Genomic DNA, 24367 nt, shown 5'->3' on the forward strand with positions numbered 1-24367 from the left:
GCCAATGAGCGACAACCCGAACGACCAAACGGCCACGCCGCTCCTCGACAAGGTGCGACTGCCGTCCGATCTGAAAGGCCTTTCCGATGCCGAGCTGAAAACGCTCGCCAACGAGTTGCGCGCCGAGACGATCTCGGCGGTGTCGCAAACCGGCGGACATCTGGGCGCGGGTCTCGGCGTGGTCGAGTTGACAGTCGCGCTGCATGCCGTGTTCGACGCGCCGCGCGACAAGATCGTCTGGGACGTCGGTCACCAGTGCTACCCGCACAAGATCCTGACCGGGCGTCGCGACCGCATCCGCACGCTGCGCACCAAGGGCGGGCTGTCGGGCTTCACCAAGCGCTCCGAATCTCCCTACGACCCGTTCGGCGCGGGCCATAGCTCTACCTCGATTTCGGCCGCGACCGGCTTCACGATGGGCCGCGAGCTGGGCGCTGAAACTGGCGACGCGATTGCCGTGATCGGTGACGGCGCGATGTCGGGCGGCATGGCTTTCGAGGCGATGAACCACGCAGGCCACCTGGGCAAGCGCATGTTCGTCGTGCTCAACGACAACGAGATGTCGATCGCCCCGCCCGTCGGCGCGCTGTCGAGCTATCTCACGCGGCTTTACTCCGAGGCCCCGCTGCAGGACCTGAAATCCGCCGCCAAGGGCGCGGTCGGTCTGCTGCCGGTGCCGTTCCAGCTGGGCGCGCGCCGCGCGAAAGAGATGCTGAAAGGCATCGCGATGGGCGGCACGCTGTTCGAGGAGCTCGGCTTCTCCTATGTTGGCCCGGTCGACGGACACGATCTCGATCAGCTTCTGCCGCTGCTGCGTACGCTCAAGGCGCGCGCGACCGGCCCGGTATTGATCCATACGCTGACGAAGAAGGGCAAGGGCTATGCCCCCGCCGAGAGCCGCCCCGATGGCGGTCACGCCACCGCGAAATTCGACCTCAACACCGGCGAGCAGAAGAAATCGCCCTCCAACGCCCCGAGCTACACCAAGGTCTTCGCCGAAAGCCTGATCAAGGAAGCGGCGAAAGACGAGAAGATCGTCGGCATCACCGCCGCCATGCCGGACGGGACCGGACTAAAGCAATTCGCGGGCGTCTATCCGCGCCGCTGTTTCGACGTGGGCATCGCCGAGCAGCACGCCGTCACCTTCTCTGCCGGTCTCGCGGCCTCCGGTATGAAGCCGTTCTGCGCGATCTACTCGACCTTCCTGCAACGCGGCTACGACCAGATCGTCCATGACGTCGCGATCCAGCGCCTTCCCGTGCGCTTCGCCATCGACCGCGCCGGTCTGGTGGGCGCGGATGGTGCGACCCATGCGGGCTCGTTCGACGTGGGCTTCATGTCCTCGCTGCCCGGCATGGTCGTGATGGCCGCCGCCGACGAGGCGGAGCTGGTCCATATGGTCGCCACCGCCGCAGCATATGACGACGGCCCGATCGCCTTCCGCTATCCGCGCGGAGAAGGCATGGGCGTCGACATGCCCGAAGAAGGCGTGCCGCTGAAGATCGGCAAGGGCCGGATGATCGCGGAAGGCGCGCGCGTTGCGATCCTCTCCTACGGCACCCGTCTCGCCGAGGTTCTGAAAGCCCGCGAAGCGCTGCAAGCCCGCGGCCTTGCGCCGACCATCGCCGATGCGCGTTTCGCGAAACCGCTCGACACCGATCTGATCGACCGGCTGGTGGCGGAGCACGAGGCGCTGATCTGCATCGAGGAAGGCGCGGTGGGCGGCTTCGGCAGCCATGTCGCGCAATACCTCTCGGATCAGGGCGTCTTCGATCACGGATTCAAGTTCCGCTCGATGGTGCTGCCCGACACGTTCATCGATCACGCCTCGCCGGAAGATATGTATCACTCGGCGGGCATGGATGCGCCGCAGATCGAGGCCAAGGTGCTCGAACTTCTGGGCGTTGCGGTCGCGAAACGCGCCTGAGATAAGTTTTCCTTATTTTCGAGGCGGCTGCATAAGTTCAACTTATGCGGCCTCCGCCTCCTCCAGCAGCCCTTCCTCGACCAGCCGCCGCGCCCAGCCTTCGGGCCCATCGAAAAGATGCGTCTTCCAGCCGAAGGTATGCGCCGTCGCGATATTGTCGGCGCGGTCATCGGTGAAGATCAGATCCGAGCCGGACAGCCCCGACGCGTCCTCGACCATCTGATAGATCTTCGGATCGGGCTTCGTGACGCCCATATGGCCAGAGATGAAATCGCGGTCGAACTCGCGCAGGAACGGGTAATGCGTCGCCGCGAAATCGTAGCTTTCGATCCCGAAATTCGTCAGCGAGAAGACCGGTATCCCCTTGGCCTGCAGGGCTTTCATCAGCCGCTGCGAATGCGGGATACCCGGCGAGGCCATCTCGATCCAGTCGTCGTGCCAACGCCGGATCGCATCGCGCCAGCTCGGGTATTTCGCGGCCCATGCGTAGATCGTCTCGCGGAAGGGCGCGCCGCGGTCGATCTCGTCATTCATGCCGTGCAGATCGACCTCTGTGAACATCTGCTCGCGGGTCTCGCGCGGCATGATCCGGTCGTAATGCCGCTCGGGTTGCCATTCGATCAGCACGTTTCCGATGTCGAAGATAACTGCCTCAACCATTCTTAACCTCTCTTGCCGCCGCCCGCGCCACCCGGTCGAGCGCATCCGAGAACCGCGCCCGATCCGCCTTGGAGAACGGCTTGCCGCCGCCCTGCCGGAACGGATCGGCAGAGCGCAGATCCGCCATCAAATCCCGCGTTGCCAGAACGTTGCCGATATTGGCGGGCGTCAGCGCCTCGCCATCGGGGCGCAGGACGCGCGCGCCGGACTCGACGCATTTTGCCGCTAGCGGAATGTCATTGGTGATCACCACATCACCCACGGTCGCCCGCTCGGCGATATACATGTCGGCCACGTCCGGCCCCTGATCGACATAAACCATCTCGACCAGCGGATTGGGCGAGGGCCGCAGCCCGCCATTGGAGACCAGCATCAGCTTGATCCCGAGACGGGTCGCGACCTTCTCGGCCTCGGCCTTCACCGGGCAGGCATCGGCATCGACCCAGATCACGCCCAGAGCGCCTCGGCGTGGAACTCGATGTGGTCGGGAATGAAGGTCGAGACGAAATAGTAGCTGTGATCGTAACCTTCCTGAAACCGGAAGGTGCCGGGCTGACGGCGCGCGGCCATCGCCTCGGCCAGCGCCTCGGGCTTCAGGAGATCGAGGAACTGATCCGAGCCGCCCTGATCGATCAGCACTTCGCCGTCGAACCCACGCTCGCGCATCAGAAGCGTGGCATCATGCGCCGCCCAAGCCGCCTCGTCTTCGCCCAGATAGGCGCTGAACTGCTTGCGGCCCCAATCGCTTTGCGTCGGGTTCGCGATCGGCGCGAAGGCCGAGACGGACCGGAAGCGCTCGGGCTGGTGCATCGCCAGCGTCAACGCGCCATGCCCGCCCATCGAATGGCCGGTGATCGCCTGCCGCTCGGGATCGATCTCGAAAGCGGCGTCGATGGCGTTCGGAAGTTCCTCGGCGATGTAATCCCACATCCGGAAATGCGGCGCCCACGGATCCTGCGTCGCGTTGACGTAAAAGCCCGCGCCCTGCCCCAGATCGTAATCCTCATGGTTGGCGACGCCCTCGCCGCGCGGCGAGGTGTCGGGGAACACGAGCGCAATCCCGTGCTCGGCCGCAAACGCCTGTGCGCCTGCCTTGGTCATGGCGTTCTCATGGGTGCAGGTCAGTCCCGAGAGATACCACAGCACCGGAACCGGCCCGTCCTCGGCCTCGCGCGGCAGGAACAGCCCGAAGGTCATCTCGCAATCGTTGACCTTCGAGGCGTGCGAGTAGACGCCTTGGACGCCTCCGAAACAGCGGTTTTCCGAGATCGTTTTCATCAGAGCCTCCTTAGCCGTGAACCCAGTGGATGACCGCCGGAACCGTGAGGATCGAGACGGCAGTCGAGACGAGGATGGACGCCGAGACGCGCTGCGGCGCCACCCCGAAATGCTGCGCCAGAATATAGACATTGCCCGCGACCGGAAGAGCGGCGGCGGCGATCATCACGCCTGCCGCGAAGGGATCGACGTCGAAGATCATAAGCGAGGTGATCGCGATCGCGGCCGGATGCAGAAAGAGCTTGCCGAAGGACAGCCAGACCGCCGGCGCGGGTTTCTCCGCCGATTTCCCCGCGAGCGACGCGCCAATGGCGAACAGCGCGCCCGGCGTGGCGGCGGCGCCCAAAAGCGTCATGAATTCCTCAAGCGGACCCGGCATCGGCAGCTTCAGCCCCGCCCAGGCGAGCCCCGCCACCATCGAGACGATCATCGGGTTCTTCACAAGCCCCAGCGCGATCGGCGCGAGAGAGACCTTCCCGTGCCGCGCGGCGGTGATGAAGATCGTGATGATCGAGGAAAACACGATCAGATCGCAGCTCAGCACCATCAGCACCGGCCCGACCGCCGCCGGTCCCAGCAGCACCACCAGCATCGGCACGCCGAGAAAGCCGGTATTGCCGGTCATCGAGGTATGCGCCTCCATCGCCGAAAGCGCGGTGGGAAGTTTGCGCGCCTTGGCGACGGCGAAAGTGATCAGCCAGACCGCGCCGGAGCCGGTCAGATACGCAAGGATGAACTGCGGATCGACGAGCGCGTCCAGATCGAGATTGGCGGAGAATTTGAACAGCATCGCCGAGAGCGCGAAGTAGAAGACGAACTTCGTCAGCCACGCGGTCGCCTCGGCGGTGAAAAAGCGGATCTGTCCGGCGAACCAGCCAAGCCCGATCAGGGCGAAAAAGGGCAAGGTCTTCAGAAAGATCTCGAGCATGGCCAAGGGCTAGCATGCGCCTTTGGCAAGTGCCAGATACGGAATGTGACCCATGTACCCGTGGAAAGGCGGGGATGCCTCCGGCGGGGATATTTTCGCCAAGCCGAAGGCAAATCGCAGGTCGGCGTCAGCCGCCGCCGATCAAGACACCGGCCGCAAAGACCAGCGCACCACCGAGCACGACCTGGAAGGCCGCGCGCAGGAAAGGCGTTTCCATGAAGCGGTTCTGGATCCACGCGATCGCCCAGAGCTCGATGAACACGACGATGATCGCGATGGTGGTCGCGGTCCAGAAATCGGGGATCAGGTAGGGCAGCGCGTGGCCCAAGCCACCCAGCATGGTCATCACGCCCGAGGCGATGCCGCGCTTGATCGGCGAACCGCGGCCCGAGATCACGCCGTCATCATGAGCGGCTTCGGTGAAGCCCATCGAGATGCCCGCGCCGACCGAGGCCGCGAGGCCCACGAGGAAGGTGGTCCAAGGATTTTGGGTCGCGAAGGCGGTGGCGAAGATCGGCGCGAGGGTCGAGACCGAGCCGTCCATCAGTCCGGCGAGACCCGGTTGCACCCAAGTCAGGATGAACTGGCGATGGGCCTGACGGTCTTCTTCTTCCTTCTCGCTCTCGGGCAGATGCGTGCCGGTCAGCTCTTCGGCCTTCTTCTCGTGGCCGAGTTCGGCTGCGGCGAGATCGCCCAGCAACTCGCGCGTGCTGGCATCAGAGCTACGCTGGGCGGCGAGCGTATAAAACTTGCCCGCCTCGCGCTCCATCGCCTCGGCCTCGCCGCGGATCGTATCGAGTGATAGGTTCTTCGTCAGCCAGATCGGTTTGCGGTTGTAGAAGCCCGCGACATGCTCGCGACGGATCAGCGGGATTACCTCGCCGAAACGCTCCGTGTGCCGGGCGATCAAGAGGCGGCGATGCTCGTCTTCCTCTTTCGCCATCTCGTCGAAAATCTTCGCGGAGCCCGGAAACTCATCGCGCAGATGCTCGGCATATTGGCGATAGATGCGCGCGTCGTCCTCCTCGGAGGAAATCGCGAGCGCAAGCACTTCCTGTTCGGAGAGATCGTCGAAACGGCGGCGTGACGCGAAACCGGGAAGCATGGGAGGCCCTCTTTTTTAGAACGGTTCTAAAATAGGCGGCTTTGCCTTCAGTGCAAGGCAGTATTTTGAACCATTCAGTTCATTAGGCCTTGATTTCCGAACCGAACGGTTCATATTGCATTCCGAACCAAGTAGTTCAGTTATGGAGAACCGCTATGAAACGTCTCGCTTACGCCCTTGTTCTGTCCGTGTTTGGCGCGACTGCCGCGTCGGCTGGCGTCGGGGATTTCTCGCTGCCGCGTCTGGACTTCCCGACCACCGGGGCTCCGACCGTCACGCAAGGCTGCAACGATCTGACGCAGGTCTGCGCGGATAATTAATCGCGTCCAAGATGCGCTTCGCCCCGCTCGGCGGCGAGGCGCATCTGACGTTCGCGCTCGCGGAAGCGGTCGCGATCGGCATCGGAATACTCGCCGATGCAGCGGTGACAGGAGACGCCTTCCTCGTAATCGGGGTGGCGTTTGTCTTCCGCGGAAACCGGACGGCGACAGGCGTGACAGCTGTCGTAATCGCCTTGCTTGAGGCCGTGGCGCAGGCTCACGCGCTGATCGAAGACGAAGCAGTCGCCCTGCCAGAGCGAGCCGTCTTCGGGCATGTCTTCGAGATATTTCAGGATGCCGCCCTTGAGGTGATAGACCTCGGGCACCCCTTCCGAGAGCAGGAAATTCGTCGATTTCTCGCAGCGGATACCGCCGGTGCAGAACATCGCGACGCGCTTGTTATGGAAGCGATGCGCATTGTCGCGCCACCATTGCGGAAATTCGCGGAAGCTCTTCGTGCCGGGGTCGATGGCACCCTCGAAAGTGCCGATCTCGATCTCGTAATCGTTGCGCGTATCGATCACCACCGTGTCGGGCGAGGAGATCAGCGCGTTCCAGTCCTGCGGCTCGACGTAATGGCCGACGCGGGCTTTGGGATCGATATCGGGCTCGCCCATCGTGACGATCTCGCGTTTTAGCCGCACCTTCATCTTGCCGAAAGGCATCTCGGCCGCCGCGCTTTCCTTCCACTCCAGATCGGCGCAGCCCGGCAAGCTGCGGATATGCGTCAGCACCGCATCGATCCCTTCACGGGTCCCGGCGATCGTGCCGTTGATCCCTTCGCGCGCGAGCAGGAGCGAGCCCTTCACACCTTGCGCGCAGGCAAGCTTCGCCAGCGGGGCCTTCAAGGCCTCGGGGGACTCGAACCGGGTAAAATGGTAAAGGGCGGCAACGGTGAACATGGGCCCCGCATTAGCGCCGTGCAGGGGCATTAGGCAAGAGCCGTTGACCATGTGGGGCCCGCGCCCTACCCATGGAGAGACCCTGCGGGAGAGACAAAATGACCAAAGCCCTGATCGTGATCGACGTGCAAAACGATTTCTGCCCCGGCGGCGCGCTGGCGGTATCGGGGGGCGACGAGATCCTTCCGCGCGTGAACACGCTGATGACCGAGTTCGACACCGTGGTGCTGACGCAGGATTGGCACCCGGCGGATCACGCCTCTTTCGCGAGCCAGCACGAAGGCGGCGCGCCCTTCACGCAGATCCACATGGAGTATGGGCTGCAGACCCTCTGGCCGGATCATTGCGTCCAAGGCAGCAAAGGGGCGGAGTTCCACCCCGATCTCGCCGTGGACCGGGCGCAGCTGATCATCCGCAAGGGGTTCCGGCGCGGCGTCGACAGCTATTCGGCTTTCTTCGAGAACGACCACAAGACGCCGACCGGGCTTGCAGGCTACCTGCGCGACCGGGGTGTCGAGGATCTGACCTTCGTGGGGCTCGCCACCGATTTCTGCGTCGCGTGGTCGGCGCTGGATGCGGCGAAGCTGGGCTTCCGCGCGACCGTGATCGAAGGCGCCTGCCGGGCGATCGACCTCGACGGCTCGCTGCAGGAGGCGCATAGCGAGATGCGCTCTGCCGGTGTAAAGCTGGAGGCCTGATCCATGGTCGACATCGCGAGCCGCGTCTATAACCACAAGTGGAAGATCGACCCGATCGTGCGGTCCCTGATCGACACAGATTTCTACAAGCTATTGATGTGTCAGTCGATTTTTCGCAACAAGCCGGAGACGCGGGTCAAGTTCAGCCTGATCAATCGCAGCAAGTCGATCCGGCTGGCGGAGTTGATCGACGAGGCGGAACTGCGCGAGCAGCTCGATTATGCACGCTCGCTGAAATTGTCGCGCGGGGAGAGCACCTGGCTGCGCGGCAACACGTTCTACGGCAAGCGGCAGATGTTCCGCTCGGATTTCATGGAATGGTTCGAGGGCTATCAACTGCCGCCCTACCATCTGGAAAAGCGCGACGGGCAATATGAGCTGACCTTCGAGGGCAAGTGGCACGAGGTCATGCTCTGGGAGATTCCGGCGCTCGCGATCCTGATGGAGCTGCGCGGCCGGGCAGTGCTGAACACGATGGGGCGGTTCGAGTTGCAGGTGCTTTATGCCCGCGCGATGACGAAGGTCTGGGAGAAGATCGAGGCGCTGCGCGAGTTGGATCACCTGCGGATCGCGGATTTCGGCACACGGCGACGGCACAGCTTCCTGTGGCAGGACTGGTGCGTGCAGGCGATGCTCGAAGGGCTTGGTGACATCTCCGAAGGGGGCGCTTTCACCGGGACCTCGAACTGCCTGATTGCGATGCGGCGCGACATCGAGGCCGTGGGCACCAACGCGCATGAGATGCCAATGGTCTATGCGGCGCTGACCGATAGCGATGCGGAGCTGGCAAAGGCGCCCTACAAGGTGCTGGCCGATTGGCACGAGGAGCATGACGGCAACCTGCGTATCATCCTGCCCGACACCTACGGCACGAAGGGTTTCCTCGATCACGCACCGGATTGGCTGGCGGGCTGGACCGGTATTCGCATCGATTCGGGCGATCCGGCGACCGGCGCGGATATCGCGATCGACTGGTGGAAGGCACGCGGCGAGGATCCACGCCAAAAGCTGGTGATCTTCTCGGACGGGCTGACCGTCGACAAGATTCGCGAGTTGCACGCGCAGTTCGCAGGCCGGGTGAAGGTCAGCTTCGGCTGGGGCACGCTGCTGACGAACGATTTCCGCGGGCTGGTGCCGAATGACGCGCTCGCGCCGTTCAGCCTTGTGTGCAAAGCGGTCGAGGCCGATGGGCGCCCGACGGTGAAGCTGTCGGACAATCCCGCGAAGGCGATGGGCCCGGAGGAAGAGATCGCCCGCTACAAGCGCGTCTTCGAGGTCGGCCAGCAGCAGGCGATGAAGGTCATGGTCTGAGCGGTCAGGTGATCGCGTTGAGGATCAGGTAGACTACCGCCGAAAGCGCGGCCGAGGCCGGCACCGTGACGATCCACGCCGTGGCGACCGTCATCATATGCGAGCGGCGCACCAGAAGGCGGCGCTTGCGCTCTTCCGGCGGGACGGGCTTGCCCTTGCGGATGCCCAGCTCGCGGGCGCGTTTCTCGGCGTGCCATTCGCGGTAGAAGCCGACGCCGAAGATGCCGCCGACCGCGATATGGGTCGAGGAGACCGGCAGGCCCAGCCACGACGCCACGATCACCGTGATCGCCGCCGAGAGCGCCACGCAATAGGCGCGCATCGGGTTGAGCTTAGTGATCTCGTTGCCGACGAGGCGGATCAGCTTGGGCCCGAACAGCAGCAGGCCGACGGAAATCCCCAGCGCGCCCACGGCCATCACCCAGAACGGGATGCCGACCTCTGCGGCGATATCGCCCTGCTCGACCGTGTGCACGATGGCGGCAAGCGGACCCACCGCATTTGCCACGTCATTCGCGCCATGGGCGAAGCTCAGCAGCGCGGCAGAGACGACGAGCGGCAGGCCGAACAGCGTCTTGAGGGACTTCTTGCGATTCTCCATTCCCTCGGATTGGCGGCGGATCATCGGGATCGTGATCAGCCAGCCCACAAGACCGACGACGAGCCCGATCAGGACGGCCTCGACGATCGTGATCTTGAACAGGTGCTTCAGGCCCTTGAGCGCGAGATAGGCAGCGAAGGCCCCCGCCATGATCCCGATCAGGATCGGCACCCATCGCCGGGCGGCCGCGATCTTGTCGTCGACATAGATCACCTTGGACTTGATAAGTGCGAGGAAGGCCGCCGCGATCACCCCGCCGAGGATCGGCGAGATCACCCAGCTTGCCGCGATCATCCCCATCGACGCCCAGTCGACCGCGCCGAAGCCCGCGGCCACGATGCCCGCGCCGACGACGCCGCCGACGATGGAGTGCGTGGTCGAGACCGGCGCGCCCAGCCATGTCGCGAGGTTCAGCCACAAGGCCGCCGCCAGAAGCGCCGCCATCATCGCCCAGACGAAATGCCCGGAATCGGGCAAGGCGGTGGGTTCGATGATGCCTTTCGCGACGGTCTTGACGACATCGCCGCCCGCGACGAGCGCGCCCAAGCTTTCGAAGATGGCGGCGACGATCAGCGCCCCGATCAGCGTCATCGCGCGTGAGCCCACGGCGGGGCCCATGTTGTTGGCCACGTCATTGGCGCCGATGTTGAGCGCCATATAGGCCCCGATCGCGGCAGCGAAGATCACCACCAGCTGGCCAGGCTGACCTCCCACCAGCACGGCGGCCACCAGTCCGGCGAGCACGATGAAGGCCAGCGCGACTCCCGGCGCAACCATGCCGCGCGCCACGAATTGCGCGGCGCTTTCGACACGACCGATCCGCTTGAGATCCTTGTCGAGCGTTTTCCACTGATTGACGCGGGACTCGTTGTCTTGATTGGCCACCGTCACGAACCTGTCATCTAATTGTCAGAACCCGCGCGGGGTAACGGGTTTGACCCGCTGTGACAAGGCGTCAGGCCCGTTTCGGCGCTCAGAGCTTGCGCAGAATTTTTTGCAGCCCCTCTTCCGCCACAAGCTTCGCGGCCTCCTTCGGCGCGAACCATTTGCGCTTGCGCTGATGTTCTTCGGGATAGGACTTCATCAGGGTCTCCACCCGCAGCGGGAAGACGACGACATCGGTGGGCGTCGCCAAGCCGCTATCGAGGATCTTGTCATAACGGAATGCCCCGGCGGGCTCCTTGTCGATCTTGCCGACGACTCCGGCCTCTTCCCACGCCTCCTGCTTGGCTGCGCCGGACAGCGAGCGTCCCCGCATCGGCCAGCCTTTGGGGATGACCCAGCGCCCGGTATCGCGGGAGGTGATCAGCAGAACCTGGGTCTTTCCGTCACGGATGCGCAGACAGAGCGCGCCCACCTGCAAAGAGGCGGGACGATAGCCCAGCAGGCCCTTGGCGACGGATTTCGCCCATTTCATCGACTGGTCTCCCATGGCGGCGTACGGTTCTCCAAATGCTGTGCGAGATCAAGCGCACGTTCTACATATAGTTTTTGGCGCGGATCGGAAGGAAGGGCCCGGGTCACAATCCAGCCAGCGGAGGCGAAGGCCCTCAGCGCCACGAAAAGCGGGAGGAGTGCCTCCTGATCGGGCGGAAGCGGTCGCAGGCTGCGATAGCCCTCGACGAGCCCTGCCGCCTGTTCGCCCCAAAGCGGGTCGCCCCAGCCCTGCACCAGCGCCGTCGCGAGGTCGTAGAGCCGGTAGCCCGGCCCGCAATCGTCGAAGTCGATCAGGGCGAGCCCGTCCGGCGTCGACAACACGTTCTCACGCAGGCAATCGGCGTGGATCGGACCATAGTCCTGTGCCTGTGCCAAAAGCACACGCGCAAGGTCGCGGCCCGAGGACAACGTTGTGGCCTCAACTTCCGAAAGCTGAGGATGTTCCCAGAAACGACCCCAAAGCGGACGCTCCCCCAGAAACCCCTCGCCATCCCACGGGTTCCGGTCGAACCCGTCGGGCGGGGCGGCATCGCTGCTGATGTGAAGCTGCGCGATGAGGCGACCCAGCGCCTGGGCCTCGGCGCGCACTGCTTCTGGCGTCCCGGCGAGGGGCTGATCGCCCGCGCCGATCGGCGTCCCATCCAGCCAACCCACGCAAGAGGTGACGCGGTCCTCCACGAGCCCTGTCAGAGCGCCCTCGCTCGTGCGCACCGGGCGCGGCACCGGCATCCCCTGATCGGCGAGGCTTTCGCACCAGCGCAACTCGGCCTCGACCCCTTCGCGGCCCTGATAACCGGGCCGGTGCAAACGCAACGCGACATGGCGTCCATCCTTCAGATGCGCCTCGAAGACGATATTCTCGCGGTTCTTCACCAGTCGCGGCGGCTCGGGCGCACCTCCCCATGAAGCGAGGGCAGACTCCGCCATCGCCCGTGCGGTCTCGTCCGAGATCATGCAGGAAGCTCCTCGAAACTCTGCGAAAGCTTCTCCAGCATTTCATCGGCATCGCTGCGATTGAAGACCATCGGCGGGCGGATCTTGAGAATGTGTTGTGCCCGGCCCACCCGGCCCATCAAGACACGGCGCTCGCGCATCGCCTCGACGATCCGGCCAGCAGCGTCGCTGGCGGGCTCGCCGTCCCGCGCCAGTTCGATCCCGAGGAACAGGCCAAGGCCCCGCGTGTCGGCGATCAGCGGATGGGACAGGTCGCGCAGCCCTTGCAGAAGGTAGTCGCCGACCTGTGCCGCGTTCTCCTGCAAGCCTTCGTCTTCGATCACCCGCAACGTCTCCATTGCGGCTGCGACCGAAACGGGATTCCCGCCGAACGTATTGAAATAGCCGAAAGCCTCGCGGAAGGCGCCCATCACCTCGGGCGTCGCAACAAGGCCCGCGACCGGGTGCCCATTGCCCATCGGCTTGCCCATCGTGACCACGTCAGGCGTGACGCCCAGCCATTCGTGCCCCCAGAAATGCGAGCCGATCCGGCCGAAACCCGGCTGCACCTCGTCACACAGGATCAGCCCGCCCGCGCGGCGGATCGCCTCGACGGTCGGGTCTAGGAAACCGGGCGCGATGCCGGGCATCCCCTCATTGGCGAAGATCGGGCAGAGCATGAGCCCCGCGAAGCCGTGGCCGCTCTCTTCCAGCTCGGCAATCGCCTGCGCGACGTTGGCCGCAAAGGCTTCGGACTGCGCCTCGAGCGATCCGCCCAAGGGGGTAAGACTGTCGGGCGCCGGCACCCGGCGGATATGGTCGGGCCAGCCCCCGATCGGCGGGCGGCGGGTCGACAGATGCGCCACGGCGGTGGTGTTGCCGTGATAGGTGTTGTCGGTCGCGATGAAGCCGCGCTTGCCGGTCACCGCCTGCGCCACGCGCAAAGCGACGTCATTGGCCTCGGACCCGGTGCAGGTCATGAGAAGCTGACCGTCGAAGGCGAACTTGCCCAGCAACGCCTCGGCATAATTTAGGATGCCCTCATGCAGATAGCGCGTGTGGGTGTTGAGCGTCGCGGCCTGTTCGCAGATCGCCTTCACGATGCGCGGATGGCAATGGCCGCAATGGGCGACGTTGTTATAGGCGTCGAGGTAGCGCTGGCCGTCGGCGTCGAAAAGCGAAGCGCCCTCTCCCCGCACGATCTCCACCGGGCGGTCGTAGAAGGTCGGCACGTTCGGCCCTAAAAGCCGTTCGCGCCGGTCCAGCAGATCACTCCCCATCCGAGACCTTCCCGCGCAGCGCTTTCTTCTCGCCGTGAATCGCCTTCGCCTTCAGACGCCGCTTCTTCGAGCCGAGCGTGGGCCGCGTCGGGATGCGTTTCTTGGGCTTTTCGCAGGCCTTTCGGATCATCTCGGCGAGGCGGTCGCGCGCGATCTCGCGGTTGCGCGCCTGACTGCGCGTGTCCTGCACCAGCAGCAAAAGCGCCCCGTCGCTGGTCCATCTGCGCCCCGCGATCCGGCGCAAGCGGTTCTTCACCGGTTGCGGCAGGTGCGGCGAGCGTTCGGCCTCGAAGCGCAGCTCCACCGCGGTCGAAACCTTGTTCACATTCTGCCCCCCTGGACCTTGCGCCCGGGTGAAGGTTTCGGTGATTTCCCAATCCTCGATGGTTATCTGATCGTTGATCCGCAGCATGGGCCACAAGCTAGCTCACGCTGCGAAAAACGAAAGCCCCCTTCAGCCCGCCAGCAACCGCGCCCCGTCATGGCCAGTGATGCGCACGCTCATCAGCGTGCCTTCGGGCTGGTCCGCCTCGAACGTCACCTCGGCAAAGCCTTCGGTGCGCGCGACGCGCGGGGTCTCGGTCAGCACGCGCTGTTCGGTGCCGACCTGCGCGTCGAGATGGGCGGCCAGCGCGGCCTCGCCCTTCGCGCGCAGCCGGGCCGCGCGCTCCTTGACGATGGGGCCTTTCACGGCAGGCATCCGCGCGGCGGGCGTGCCCTTGCGCGCGGAATAGGGGAAGACATGCAGGAAGGTCAGCCCGCAATCGTCGACGAGCCGCAGGGAGTTTTCGAACATCTCCTCGGTCTCGGTCGGGAAACCCGCGATAATATCCGCGCCGAAGACGATCCCGGGGCGCAGCTTGCGCGCTTCCTCGGTAAAGGCGATGGCGTCGTCGCGCAGGTGGCGGCGCTTCATCCGCTTGAGGATCATGTCGTCGCCCGCCTGCAGGCTGAGATGCAGATGCGGCATCAGACGCGGCTCACTCGCGATCGCCAGCATCAGGTTCTCATCCGCCTCGATCGAGTCGATGGAGGAGATGCGCAGGCGCGGCAGGTCCGGCACGAGGCGCAGGATTCGCATCACCAGATCGCCCAGACGCGGCTCGCCCGGCAGGTCCGCGCCCCAGGAAGTCAGATCGACCCCGGTGAGGACGACCTCGTTGAAGCCGCGATCCACGAGGCGCTTGATCTGCTCGACCACGACGCCCGCCGGGACGGAGCGCGAATTGCCGCGCCCGAAGGGGATGATGCAGAAGGTGCAGCGGTGATCGCAGCCGTTTTGCACCTGCACATAAGCGCGATGGCGGCCGAACCCATCGATCAGGTGACCGGCGGTCTCCTTCACCGACATGATGTCGTCGACCATCACCCGCTCGGTCTCGCCGATGAAATCGGGGCCTTGCGGGGCGAGCTGCGCCCAGGTGTCGGCCTGCATTTTCTCGTGATTGCCGATGATCTTGGTGACCTCGGGCATCGCGGCGAAGGTGTCGGGCTCGGTCTGCGCAGCGCAGCCGGTCACGATCACCGGCACGTCCGGATTCTCGCGCGCGAGACGGCGGATTTCCTGCTTGGCCTTGCGCACGGCCTCGGCGGTCACGGCACAGGTATTGACGACCACGGCCCCTTCGAGCCCGGCGCCTGCAGCCAATTCCTTCATCGCCTCCGTCTCATAGGCGTTGAGACGGCAGCCGAGAGTCGAGAAAACGGGCGGTTTCATATCGCGTCCAGAAAATCTTGGGTGAGGGTCGCATCGAAGACATGCGCGGTGGGGCCGGTCATCCAGACGCCATCTTCGCGCCAGTCGATCTCCAGCTGGCCGCCATCGACATCGACGAGGACGCGCTTGCCGGTGAGCCCCCGCAGATGCGCGGCGACGGCGGTGGCGCAGGTGCCCGAGCCGCAGGCCAGCGTGATGCCGGTGCCGCGCTCCCAGACGCGCATCCGCAGATGGTCGGGGCCGATCACGCTGGAAAATTCGACATTGGTGCGCTCGGGGAACAGGGGATCATGCTCGATCACCGGGCCCTGGCGATCCACTTCGACCGCCTCGGCATCGTCCACGAAGAAGACGCAATGCGGGTTGCCCATGCCGACCGCGATCGGGTCGCCGCCCAGCGGCAGATGCGCGGGATCGATGCCGGGCAGAATCGGAATTTGCGCCGCTTCGAGAATCGGCGCGCCCATATTGACCGAGACCATCCCGTCCTCGCGCCGCACCGCGCTGAGTTGCCCGCGTTCGGTGAGCAGCGTGACATCGGCCCGGTGGAGCTGCCGCATCATGTAATCGCTCACGCAGCGAGTCGCATTCCCGCAAGCGCCGGCCCGCGTACCGTCGGAATTCCAGAATTCGAGCGTGAAATCAGCCCCTTGGGCGGGACGGATGACGGCGAGCTGGTCGAATCCCACGCCGCGATGCCGATCACCGAGCGCACGCGCGAGCGCAGGCGTGACCGGATCGACGCCCACGCGGGCGTCGATCACGACGAAGTCATTGCCGAGCCCATGCATCTTCATGAAGGGCAGTCCGCTCTGTATGCGCTTTGTATTCATGGCGCGCGATATACGCCCGCGCCAAGGTTTTTTCCAGATGTGCAATTTTTGTGAATTTTATGCCTTGACCCCCCCGGCGGGGGTTTGTAGAGACGCGCCCTGTGATGGGCCGTTAGCTCAGTTGGTAGAGCAACTGACTTTTAATCAGTGGGTCGCAGGTTCGAATCCTGCACGGCTCACCATCACCCTCAGAAACCCGGGCTTCGGCCCGGGTTTTTGCGTTTTGGGGTCTGCGGTTACGTGAGCCGCTCTCGGCGTCAGAAATAACTGCGCACCAAGGCCCCCGAGAGCAGCACCCAGCCGTCGGCCACCACGAAAAAGGCGAGCTTGAACGGAAGCGCCACGACCGCGGGCGGCACCATCATCATCCCCATCGACATCAGCACCGCCGAGACGACGAGGTCGATGATCAGAAACGGCAGGTAGACGAGGAAGCCGATCTGGAAGGCGCGCGTGACCTCGGACAGCATGAAGGCGGGCACGAGGGTCGAGAGCGGCGCGGCATCGAGGCTTGTCGGGGCTCCCGTCGCGGCGGTGCCGTTGCGCAGATCGGCCAAGGCCGCGAAGGTGTCGGGATTCGTGCGCCCTGCCATGAAGATGCGGAAAGGCTCTATCCCCTTCGTAAACGCCTCCTGCCAGTCGATCGCGCCTTCGACCAGGGGCTGGCCCGCGACGCGCCAACTCTCAAGGAAGACAGGCTCCATGATGAACCATGTCAGGAATAGCGCGAGGCTGATGATCAACATGTTTGGCGGCGACTGCTGAAGTCCGAGGGCTTGGCGCAGAATCGACAGCACCGTGACGATGAACGGGAACGCAGTCACCATGATCGCGAGCCCCGGCGCGAGGCTGAGAAGTGTGATTGCCGCGATGATCAGCAGCGAGCGCCCGGCGAGGCTGTCGCCCTCCCCGACAGAAAGCGTGATGTCCTGGGCCTGCGCCGGCAGGGCCGCGAGGATTAAGGTTAAGGCTGCCAGCAGGACAAACCTTGGCGCGGGAGAGCGCGCGAGGCGGACGTCGGGAACGGCAAAGGGTAGGCGGCGAGGCATGTCACAGGCCGTTTTGCAGATCGGCCACCTCGGTGAGCCGTACCGCAAGCTGCCCGTCGCTGCCGTCAATCTCGGTCAGTTCGCCGCGCGCGATCAGCTTGTCTCCCACGTAGAGTTCAACCGGGTCGTCCACTTTCCGGTCGAGGGACAGCACCGCATCGCGCTTCAGGCGCAGCAAATCGCGCACCAGCGGGCGGGCCTTGCCGACCGAGATGGTGATCTCGATCGGCACCTGCGTGAAGGGATTGGCGGTCGAGGCATTCGGCGCGGTCTCATTCATCGGGCTTGTCCTTCGCGGTGGCGGTGAAATAGGTCGTGACCGCGCGCGAAATGGCGGCGATGACGGCGTCGAGATCGACGCGGGTCTCGGTATCGGCGAAGCGCAGATAGACCTGCCCTTCGCCAAGGCTGGGCTCCGCGACGAATGCGAGCGGCAAGTCTGCGCGCGGCGCCAGCGCCTCTTGGATCTGCGGCAATGCGGTCGGATTGCCGACCACCGTGATCGGCCTCGCGCAGAGATCCCCGGCAATCGGCATCAATTGCTCGGCCACGACGGCGCCAAGCGACGCACGCGCGAGCGCGGGCAACAGTTTTCCGCAGATCTCGAGCAGAAGCGGCTCGAGCGCACCGAGCATGTGCTGGCGCGCCTCGTTATAGGTGAAGCCCAGCGCCTGCAGGTTGCGCCCGAGATCGCCGTGAAGTCGCGCGGTTTCGGCGTTTTGCGCGGCGACCGCATCGTCCCAGCCTGCCTGGTAACCGGTCTCGAACGCGGCCAGCTTGGTCTCTTCCAACTCGGCCGGGTCGAGCGCGATTTCACCCGCCTCGCTCGCCTTCGGCTCAAAGGATTCGAGTTTCAGCCTTTGGCCCATCACGCTTTCTCCGACGGCTCTTCCATCCAGCTACGCAGGATTTCGACGGTTTCGGCCTGACGCTCCTCGATCATCTTCTTGAGGCGGTCAACCGGATCGGCAGGGCGGTCGAGATCGAAATCCGTCTGTCGCGCCATCGGTAGATCCCCGAGGTCGAAGTCGGACACCAGCTGCATGTTCATATCGGGCATCTCCCCATCGTCGATTTCACCGGTGAGCGTCGTTGAAGACCGGGAGTTTTCCTCTGACGTGGCATTTGGCGCCGGCAGTTCCGCGGCTCCTTCTCGGGTTTTCTGCAGCAGGATCGGGCGCGCGACGAAGAGGCCGAGCACAAGCGCAACGATTGCGAGCACCGCGATCTGGATGATCTGCGTCAGATCGAGGGCCATGCTGTCGATGAATCCGGCGCCAGCGAGGGTTCCCGCTTCCGGCAGCGCCTCGAACTGCATGGAGCGCAGCGTGATCACGTCGCCCCGCGCCTCGTCGAATCCCACCGCGGAGGCCACGAGCTCGCGCAGATCGGCCAGTTCGGCATCGCTGCGCGGCGACCAGCTAGGGGTCCCGTCGGGATTGGTGCCGCGCACCCCATCGACCAGCACCGCGACGCTAAGCCGCTTGAGAGCGCCGGGCTTGCGAAGCAATTCACGACGCGTCTCAGAGACTTCGAAGTTGGTGCGCGCGCGCGTTTCGCTCGTACGGCTTTGCGACTTGCCGGTCGCGCCAGTCCCGTTGTCGGGCAGGTTGGAGGCCACGGTCGTCGCCGGGGGTGTCGTCGAATCGGAGGTTTTCGAGGTTTCGGACGTGTCGGTCGCGATCGCCACCCGGCCCTGCGGGTCGAAGCGACGCTCGGTGATCGCCTCGCGCTCTGTCACGGTGTCGAGCGCCACCTCGACCACGGCATTCCCGGGACCGACGCGCGCCTCCAGCAGCCGTTCGACGTTCCGCTTCAGCGCCAGAGCGCGAGTCTCCCCGCCGCCGGGCAGCGCGGGATTGTCGCTGAAGGGAATGAGCCCACGCGCCGAGTCGATTACCGAGACATCTTCGGGCGTCATGCCGGTTACCGCCGAGGCCACGAGATAGCGAACGGCCTTCGCCTGCGCAGCGCTCAGCCCCGCAGAAGCCGGCGTGATCGTCACAGAGGCCGTCGGCTCAAGCGTTCCGCGAAAAGGCGCATTCGTCGGATGCGCGATATGCACGCGCGCCGACCGAATAGACGGCACCGCAGCGATGGTTCGCGCCAATTCCCCTTCTTTCGCGCGCCAATAGGCGGCGTCAAACATCTGCGAGGTCGTGCCGAAGCCCGAGAGCGAATCGAGCAGCTCATAGCCCGCGCCACCGGTCGCGGGCAGACCTTGCGAGGCGAGAGTCATGCGCAATTCGTCTCGCTTCGGCGCGGCGACAAAGATCGAATCGCCACGCACCTCGTAGGCCACCCCGCGCTGTTCGAGCGCGGAGATCACCTCGCCCGCCTCCGCGCTGCCGAGGCCCGCGTAAAGCAAGGCCAGCGTCGGCTTCGACGCGATCGATCCGATTGCTAAGACCGTGGCGACCATCGCAATCACGCCGAAAACCGCGGCGAGTTTCCGGCGCATATCCAGGCCAGCCCAAGTGTCGATGAGTTGCTGCAAGACGAACCTCCAGAGAGCGGGCGTTCTGCCCGGCGTCACGGGCACCTTCCTTCATTGCGATTAACAATCGGTTAGTCCGACTCGGCTATTCCAAGCCTCGACCCGACACAGCGAGGCCCCCATGACGGAAGCCACTGCCGAGGCGAACGAGCCGCCGAAGAAGAAGACCAAGCTGATGCTCCTGATCGGCCTCGTCCTCATGATTATGCTGGGGAGCGGTGGGTTCTACGCGGTCTATTCGGGGCTGGTTCTCGCGCCTCCAGAGGCCACGCATGCCGCCGCTGCGCCGGAGGCGCATACACCGGAGGCACTTCCCGACATCGCCTATGTCGCACTCGACCCGCTCGCAATTACGCTGAGCGGCGCCTCCGCGCGCCATCTGCGCTTCGCGGCGCAACTCGAAGTGCCGAGCGCCTATGAACATGACGTAGAGCTGCTGAAGCCGCGCGTGATGGACGTGCTGAATGGGTATCTGCGCGCCGTCGACGTCAGCCTTCTGGAAGACCCGAGCGCGATGATGCGCCTGCGCGCGCAGATGTTGCGACGGATTCAACTGGTCACCGGAGACGGGCGCGTGCGCGACCTTCTCGTCATCGAATTCGTGCTGAACTGAGGGAGAGGCTGATGCAATTCCTTGCCGAAATCACATCCGGGCTCGCAGCGTTGGCGGCGGCGACCTATTGCTTCGTGCTCGCGCGCAGGCTCAAGCGATTCAACCAACTCGAAACCGGGATGGGCGGGGCCATCGCCGTGCTGTCCGCGCAGGTCGACGACATGACTCGCGCGCTTGAACGGGCGCAGGCCACCGCGGGCACATCCGAGCGACAATTGCGCGCGCTGACCGAACGCGCGGAGGCGGGGGCGGAGAAGCTCGAGCTGCTTCTGGCCTCCCTGCATGATCTTCCCGAAGACGGTGAACCACGCCGCCGCGTGCTGCGCCGGCGGCAACGCGAAACGGATATCGAGGCCGCGCAATGAACCGCGCAGCCGAACGCAAACCCGGTAGGCGCAGGCCCCGCCCGGGCCGCGGTGCCCTCTGGATCATCGCTGCGCTTTTTGTCCTCTCCGGCGGCATGCAGCTTGCACAGAGCGGAGCTTGGGCGCGCGATACCGCGGAACCAGTGCACGAGACAAAGGCGACAAAACCGCAGGACGGTTGTATCGACGACGCCGGGTTCACGGCGATGCTCGCCGATCTCAAGGCGCGGGAAGCGAAACTGGTCGAACAGGAAGGACTGCTTACTGACCGCCGCAATGCGCTCGCCCTTGCCGAAACCCGCTTGGAAAAGCGACTGAACGATCTCGTCGCGGCGGAAGAGGCGCTGTCCAAGACCGTCGCCGTGGCGGAAGAGGGTGCCGACAAGGATGTCGGAAAGCTCGTTGCGCTGTACGAGAACATGAAGCCGAAACAGGCCGCGCCGCTTTTCGCCGAAATGGACCCGAATTTCGCCGCCGGTTTCCTCGCGCGCATGCGCCCCGCCGCCGCCGCTGCGGTCATGGAGAGTCTCGAACCCAAAACGGCCTACGCGATCAGCGTGCTGATGGCAGGCCGTAACGCGGGCGCACCGCGCAACTGAGCGATGTTTAAGGCTCTTGGGCCTTTCTTAAACCGAATCATCCAAAGTCGCCCGAGAGAAACGGAAGAGGCTTTCCATGATCGGCGTCATCGGGATCGTGATCATCTTCGTGATGGTGTTCGGCGGCTATGTCGCGGCGGGCGGCAAGATGGGGATTATCCTCAAATCCCTGCCTTTCGAGATGATCATGATCGGCGGCGCAGCTGTGGGCGCCTTTGTACTCTCGAACGACCTGGCCTCGATCAAGCATACGCTGAAGGATGTCGGGAAGGTCTTCAAAGGCCCCAAATGGAAACCCGACGACTATCGCGATCTTCTGTGTCTTCTGTTCGAATTGATCCGGCTCGCCCGACAGAACCCCGTCGCAATCGAAGAACATATCGAAGATCCGGAAAAATCCTCGATCTTCGGAAAATATCCGAAAATCCTCCACGATCACGAGGCGGTCGACATCATATGTGACACGATGCGATCGGCTTCGATGAACTACGACGATCCCATGCAGGTGGAAGAGGTGCTCGACAAGCAACTCGAGGCAAATTACCACCATGCCATGCATTCGAGCCACGCTATGCAGTCGGTGGCCGACGCGATGCCCGCCCTCGGGATCGTCGCGGCAGTGCTCGGGGTGATCAAGACGATGGGCTCGATCGATCAGCCTCCGGAAATTCTCGGCAAGATGATCGGCGGCGCGCTTGTCGGCACCTTTCTCGGCGTGTTCATCGCCTACGGATTCATCGCCCCTTTCGCGAGCCGGATGAAAGGGGTGACCGACGAAGACAGCCACTTCTACAAGCTTATCCGCGAAGTGTTGATCGCCAACCTGCACAACCACGCGACCAATATCTGCATCGAGGTCGGTCGCCAGAACACGCCCCACCATATTCGCCCCAGCTTCTCCGACCTTGAGGAGGCCTTGAAGTCGGTGAAGTCGGAGGCGGCATGAGGCTCTGGTTCGCACTTCTATTTCTGCTGCCCCTCGCGCCGGCACATGCAACGGTGATTCCGGTCAAATCGGGGGAGCATGACGGCTTTTCACGCCTTGTCGTCTATCTACCGGCATCGGCGAGCCGGGCGATTACGCCTGTCGATGGGGGGATACGGATAGATACTGACGCCCCCGAGCCGCAATTCGCGACCCAGAACGTTTTCGAGTTGATACCCCGTGACAGATTGCAGGCGCTCGCGGCACAAGCCGATGGCGGGTTGTTTCTGAAACTCGCGCCCGGGGTCGCGCCTGAAACCTTCTCGCTCGAGAGCGGCGCGTTTGTCATCGACCTCAAGGATCCTTCTCCAGGTCAAACCGTCCCTCCGGTAATTGCGACGGGTGAAGATCGATCGCAGACCACGTCAACGAAGCCCCCACCAGCCTCTCGGCCCCGCCCGAAAACCGTTCAACCCGTGAGGATCGGAGACGACTACCTCGACCTGTTCTGGCGAGCTACGACTGCACAAGAGGAGCCTGCCAACGCGCCGGTGAATATCTCTGATGGCGCGCCCAAACCGCCCCTCCCCCCGAAACCCGATCCACGGCTCGATGGCATTGAAGAGCGCCTTCTACGCCAGATGTCGCGCGCGGCATCGCAGGGGCTCGTCTCGCCACAGATGACGCCGACCGAGGAAAAGCCCGCGCAAGGGCGACACGCTCCACCACCCACAGGCGACAGGGCCGCCGAAACGGCTGAAATTCCGCAGGCGCCTCAGGGCCCGAGACCTCCACCGCATCTTGCGATCGACTCGGTTACAGCGATCGACCGTGACCAACTTGCCACAGGCCTCCAGGCGCCTCCCGAGGTATCCGCGTGCCCGCCCGACCGATATTTCGAGCTCGCGCACTGGGTCGACGAGCGTCCGGCCTTCGCTCAGATCAGCGATGCGCGAAAAGGCCTCTTGGGCGAATTCGACGCACCCAATCCACGTAAGGTGACAGCATTGGCGCGGCTTTACATCGCCTTCGGCTTCGGGACGGAGGCCCGCGCGCTGTTGCGCGATATGGGCAAGGATGGACCGAGCAAGAATGCGCTGCTCTTCGTGGGAGCGGTGCTCGACGCCGATCCTGCCGCCGCCACCTCGCCGCTTGCTCAGCTCACCGATTGCAATGGCGCGGTCGCGCTTTGGGCCTTCCTCGCAGCTGACCCGCTTCCCGAAAAACGCGATGTTGCCTTCGCGGCGCTTCGCCGACATTTCGAGGCGCTTCCAGCCGATTTGCGACGGTCTCTGGCGCCAAACCTTGTGGCCCGCCTCACGCAGATCGGAGCGGCGGATGTGGCACGATCGCTCGAGCCGGCTGTCAGCCGGATCACGACCGGGGATCGACGTGCGCTCGACACGATGGAAGCCGAAATCCAAGTGGTGGAGGGCGATCCGCAAGCTTCGGGGCGCCTTGAAGCGCTTTCGAAGACGAACTCGGCGCAAGGGCTGCGCGCGTTGATCTTGTGGCTCAACAGCCAGATCGACGCGGGCGGAGCGGTCGACCCGGCAGCTCTTGCGAATGCAGAGGCCTTGGCTTTCGAACTCGCCGACGCGCCGGAGGCTCCGGAATTGCGTCGTATCGCCGCGATTGGCCACGCCGCGAATTCCGAATTCGGCAAAGCCTTCGAGATTTACTCAGATGCGACCGAGATCGCGGATTCGAAGGGCACGCTCGAAGCGATATTCTCGCGGTTGGTTGGGCAAGCCGGCGACGGGGATTTCCTTCGAACCCTTTATGACCAATTGCCCCTAGCCGAGAAAGCCGCGCAGACCTCCGGGCTGCGACAAGAACTGGCCGGACGTGCAATATCTCTGGGAATGCCTGCCGTTGCCGTGCGCCTTCTCGGACAGGCCGATCCGTTGTCGGTGCAGGACAAGACTCTGCTCGCGCGGGCCGCGCTCCTCGAACTGGATCCAGCTGCCGCCGTCGCGCATCTGAAGGATTTGGAGGGTAAACAGATCGAGCAGATCAGAGCCGCTGCCTTGTCTCGACTCGGTCGCCACGACGAGGCGCGCGCCGCCTACCTTCGCGCGGGCAATCCGGAAGGGGCCCGCGCGCAATCCTGGCACAAGGGCGATTGGTCAAGCCTGGACGCCCCTCCAGATGCGGTAGAACAGCGTTTTCTGGAAACTTTCGGGGCGACGTCCTCACAAACGAAGGAGGTGAAAGGCGGGCCGCTCACGCGGGCCCGCAGCCTGTTGGAGCAAAGCCAGGCAGAACGCGAAACGCTGTCGAAAATGCTCGATCGCCTTGCTTTGCCCCCTGTTCAGCAGTGACGGGCAAAATCTTCGGAAACGGATTCTAAAGCTTTGCCCGCTAGGTTTGGGGTCGCAAGAATTGC

At 64.3% G+C, this 24367-nt stretch carries 26 protein-coding genes and 1 tRNA gene; 10 read left to right on the plus strand and 17 right to left on the minus strand.

All coding sequences use genetic code 11. The features are described from left to right. The first annotated feature begins 4 nt into the window (after positions 1-4). Positions 5-1927 (plus strand): 1-deoxy-D-xylulose-5-phosphate synthase, encoded by a 1923-nt coding sequence (dxs, locus tag B6V75_RS11955; RefSeq protein WP_088719849.1) that lies wholly within the window; start codon positions 5-7, stop codon positions 1925-1927. A 42-nt stretch (positions 1928-1969) separates the two neighbouring features. Here dxs and B6V75_RS11960 read toward each other — a convergent pair whose 3' ends face one another. The 5 genes from B6V75_RS11960 to mbfA all read right to left on the minus strand — a co-directional run bounded on the left by B6V75_RS11960 (position 1970) and on the right by mbfA (position 5898). Further along, positions 1970-2587 (minus strand): HAD family phosphatase, encoded by a 618-nt coding sequence (locus tag B6V75_RS11960; RefSeq protein WP_075775336.1) that lies wholly within the window; start codon positions 2585-2587, stop codon positions 1970-1972. Next, on the minus strand, positions 2580-3038 hold the full coding sequence (locus B6V75_RS11965) for a YaiI/YqxD family protein (protein WP_075775335.1): 459 nt from the start codon (positions 3036-3038) through the stop codon (positions 2580-2582). The genes B6V75_RS11960 and B6V75_RS11965 overlap by 8 nt, the downstream gene beginning before the upstream one ends. Next, on the minus strand, positions 3035-3865 hold the full coding sequence (fghA, locus tag B6V75_RS11970; RefSeq protein ID WP_088719850.1) for an S-formylglutathione hydrolase: 831 nt from the start codon (positions 3863-3865) through the stop codon (positions 3035-3037). Before fghA ends, B6V75_RS11965 begins: the two co-directional genes overlap by 4 nt. A 10-nt stretch (positions 3866-3875) precedes the next feature. After that, positions 3876-4793 carry an AEC family transporter gene (locus B6V75_RS11975; RefSeq protein WP_088719851.1) on the minus strand — a complete coding sequence of 306 codons (918 nt, stop codon included), beginning with the start codon at positions 4791-4793 and terminating at the stop codon, positions 3876-3878. A 127-nt stretch (positions 4794-4920) separates the two neighbouring features. Continuing rightward, on the minus strand, positions 4921-5898 hold the full coding sequence (mbfA, locus tag B6V75_RS11980) for an iron exporter MbfA (RefSeq protein WP_075775332.1): 978 nt from the start codon (positions 5896-5898) through the stop codon (positions 4921-4923). A gap of 155 nt (positions 5899-6053) precedes the next feature. Between mbfA and B6V75_RS18705 the strand changes: the two genes are divergently transcribed. Next, positions 6054-6218 carry a hypothetical protein gene (locus B6V75_RS18705; protein ID WP_157771528.1) on the plus strand — a complete coding sequence of 55 codons (165 nt, stop codon included), beginning with the start codon at positions 6054-6056 and terminating at the stop codon, positions 6216-6218. Here B6V75_RS18705 and B6V75_RS11985 read toward each other — a convergent pair. After that, positions 6215-7120: a rhodanese-related sulfurtransferase gene (locus B6V75_RS11985; RefSeq protein WP_088719852.1), complete on the minus strand. Its 906-nt coding sequence runs from the start codon at positions 7118-7120 to the stop codon at positions 6215-6217. The genes B6V75_RS18705 and B6V75_RS11985 overlap by 4 nt on opposite strands. Positions 7121-7218: 98 nt before the next feature. On the opposite strand from B6V75_RS11985, the gene pncA reads away from it, so the two are divergent. Together pncA and pncB are read left to right on the plus strand one after the other, a co-directional pair. Next, a complete protein-coding gene (gene pncA, locus B6V75_RS11990; RefSeq protein WP_075775330.1) occupies positions 7219-7818 on the plus strand; it encodes a bifunctional nicotinamidase/pyrazinamidase in 600 nt (199 codons plus the stop codon). A gap of 3 nt (positions 7819-7821) precedes the next feature. Continuing rightward, entirely contained in the window at positions 7822-9129 is a 1308-nt protein-coding gene (pncB, locus tag B6V75_RS11995) for a nicotinate phosphoribosyltransferase (RefSeq protein ID WP_088719853.1), read from the plus strand. Between the two features lie 4 nt (positions 9130-9133). Here pncB and B6V75_RS12000 read toward each other — a convergent pair whose 3' ends face one another. The 7 genes from B6V75_RS12000 to dapF form a co-directional block, all read right to left on the minus strand. Continuing rightward, positions 9134-10615, minus strand: coding sequence for an inorganic phosphate transporter (locus tag B6V75_RS12000; RefSeq protein WP_240496954.1), 1482 nt, complete (start codon positions 10613-10615; stop codon positions 9134-9136). An 88-nt stretch (positions 10616-10703) separates the two neighbouring features. Then, positions 10704-11147, minus strand: coding sequence for an NUDIX hydrolase (locus B6V75_RS12005; protein ID WP_088719854.1), 444 nt, complete (start codon positions 11145-11147; stop codon positions 10704-10706). Beyond that, positions 11144-12121 carry a phosphotransferase gene (locus tag B6V75_RS12010; protein WP_088719855.1) on the minus strand — a complete coding sequence of 326 codons (978 nt, stop codon included), beginning with the start codon at positions 12119-12121 and terminating at the stop codon, positions 11144-11146. The genes B6V75_RS12005 and B6V75_RS12010 overlap by 4 nt, the downstream gene beginning before the upstream one ends. Continuing rightward, entirely contained in the window at positions 12118-13380 is a 1263-nt protein-coding gene (locus B6V75_RS12015) for an aminotransferase class III-fold pyridoxal phosphate-dependent enzyme (RefSeq protein WP_088719856.1), read from the minus strand. The genes B6V75_RS12010 and B6V75_RS12015 overlap by 4 nt, the downstream gene beginning before the upstream one ends. Then, entirely contained in the window at positions 13370-13792 is a 423-nt protein-coding gene (gene arfB, locus B6V75_RS12020) for an alternative ribosome rescue aminoacyl-tRNA hydrolase ArfB (protein ID WP_075775325.1), read from the minus strand. The genes B6V75_RS12015 and arfB overlap by 11 nt, the downstream gene beginning before the upstream one ends. A 42-nt stretch (positions 13793-13834) precedes the next feature. Continuing rightward, entirely contained in the window at positions 13835-15097 is a 1263-nt protein-coding gene (gene mtaB / locus B6V75_RS12025; RefSeq protein WP_088719857.1) for a tRNA (N(6)-L-threonylcarbamoyladenosine(37)-C(2))-methylthiotransferase MtaB, read from the minus strand. Next, the gene (gene dapF / locus B6V75_RS12030; protein ID WP_088719858.1) at positions 15094-15930 is read right to left on the minus strand and encodes a diaminopimelate epimerase; all 837 of its coding nucleotides are present in this window, start codon (positions 15928-15930) and stop codon (positions 15094-15096) included. The genes mtaB and dapF overlap by 4 nt, the downstream gene beginning before the upstream one ends. Before the next feature lie 106 nt (positions 15931-16036). On the opposite strand from dapF, the gene B6V75_RS12035 reads away from it, so the two are divergent. Next, positions 16037-16112: transfer RNA gene (locus B6V75_RS12035), tRNA-Lys, on the plus strand. Between the two features lie 75 nt (positions 16113-16187). Here B6V75_RS12035 and fliP read toward each other — a convergent pair. The 4 genes from fliP to fliF are packed head-to-tail and all read right to left on the minus strand — an operon-like array spanning position 16188 to position 19476. After that, complete coding sequence (gene fliP, locus B6V75_RS12040; protein WP_088719859.1) at positions 16188-16979, minus strand: flagellar type III secretion system pore protein FliP; 792 nt, start codon at positions 16977-16979, stop codon at positions 16188-16190. 1 nt (position 16980) lies between these two features. Next, a complete protein-coding gene (locus tag B6V75_RS12045; protein WP_075775273.1) occupies positions 16981-17259 on the minus strand; it encodes a FliM/FliN family flagellar motor switch protein in 279 nt (92 codons plus the stop codon). Beyond that, entirely contained in the window at positions 17252-17848 is a 597-nt protein-coding gene (locus B6V75_RS12050) for a flagellar biosynthesis protein (protein ID WP_088719860.1), read from the minus strand. Before B6V75_RS12050 ends, B6V75_RS12045 begins: the two co-directional genes overlap by 8 nt. Continuing rightward, a complete protein-coding gene (fliF, locus tag B6V75_RS12055; RefSeq protein ID WP_088719861.1) occupies positions 17848-19476 on the minus strand; it encodes a flagellar basal-body MS-ring/collar protein FliF in 1629 nt (542 codons plus the stop codon). Before fliF ends, B6V75_RS12050 begins: the two co-directional genes overlap by 1 nt. A gap of 121 nt (positions 19477-19597) precedes the next feature. On the opposite strand from fliF, the gene B6V75_RS12060 reads away from it, so the two are divergent. From B6V75_RS12060 to B6V75_RS18480, 5 genes are all read left to right on the plus strand, one after another. After that, positions 19598-20089: a flagellar basal body-associated FliL family protein gene (locus B6V75_RS12060; RefSeq protein WP_088719862.1), complete on the plus strand. Its 492-nt coding sequence runs from the start codon at positions 19598-19600 to the stop codon at positions 20087-20089. Between the two features lie 11 nt (positions 20090-20100). Beyond that, the gene (locus B6V75_RS12065; protein ID WP_075775269.1) at positions 20101-20454 is read left to right on the plus strand and encodes a hypothetical protein; all 354 of its coding nucleotides are present in this window, start codon (positions 20101-20103) and stop codon (positions 20452-20454) included. A 143-nt stretch (positions 20455-20597) separates the two neighbouring features. Then, positions 20598-21053, plus strand: a complete 456-nt coding sequence (locus B6V75_RS12070; RefSeq protein ID WP_146735134.1) for a hypothetical protein — start codon at positions 20598-20600, stop codon at positions 21051-21053. A gap of 76 nt (positions 21054-21129) precedes the next feature. Further along, positions 21130-21999 (plus strand): flagellar motor stator protein MotA, encoded by an 870-nt coding sequence (gene motA, locus B6V75_RS12075; RefSeq protein ID WP_075775267.1) that lies wholly within the window; start codon positions 21130-21132, stop codon positions 21997-21999. After that, the gene (locus B6V75_RS18480) at positions 21996-24302 is read left to right on the plus strand and encodes a hypothetical protein (RefSeq protein WP_146735135.1); all 2307 of its coding nucleotides are present in this window, start codon (positions 21996-21998) and stop codon (positions 24300-24302) included. Before motA ends, B6V75_RS18480 begins: the two co-directional genes overlap by 4 nt. Positions 24303-24367: the final 65 nt, after the last annotated feature.

Origin of the sequence: Thioclava sp. F1Mire-8, assembly GCF_002213165.1 — a bacterium.
In the GTDB taxonomy this organism is placed as follows: domain Bacteria; phylum Pseudomonadota; class Alphaproteobacteria; order Rhodobacterales; family Rhodobacteraceae; genus Thioclava; species Thioclava nitratireducens.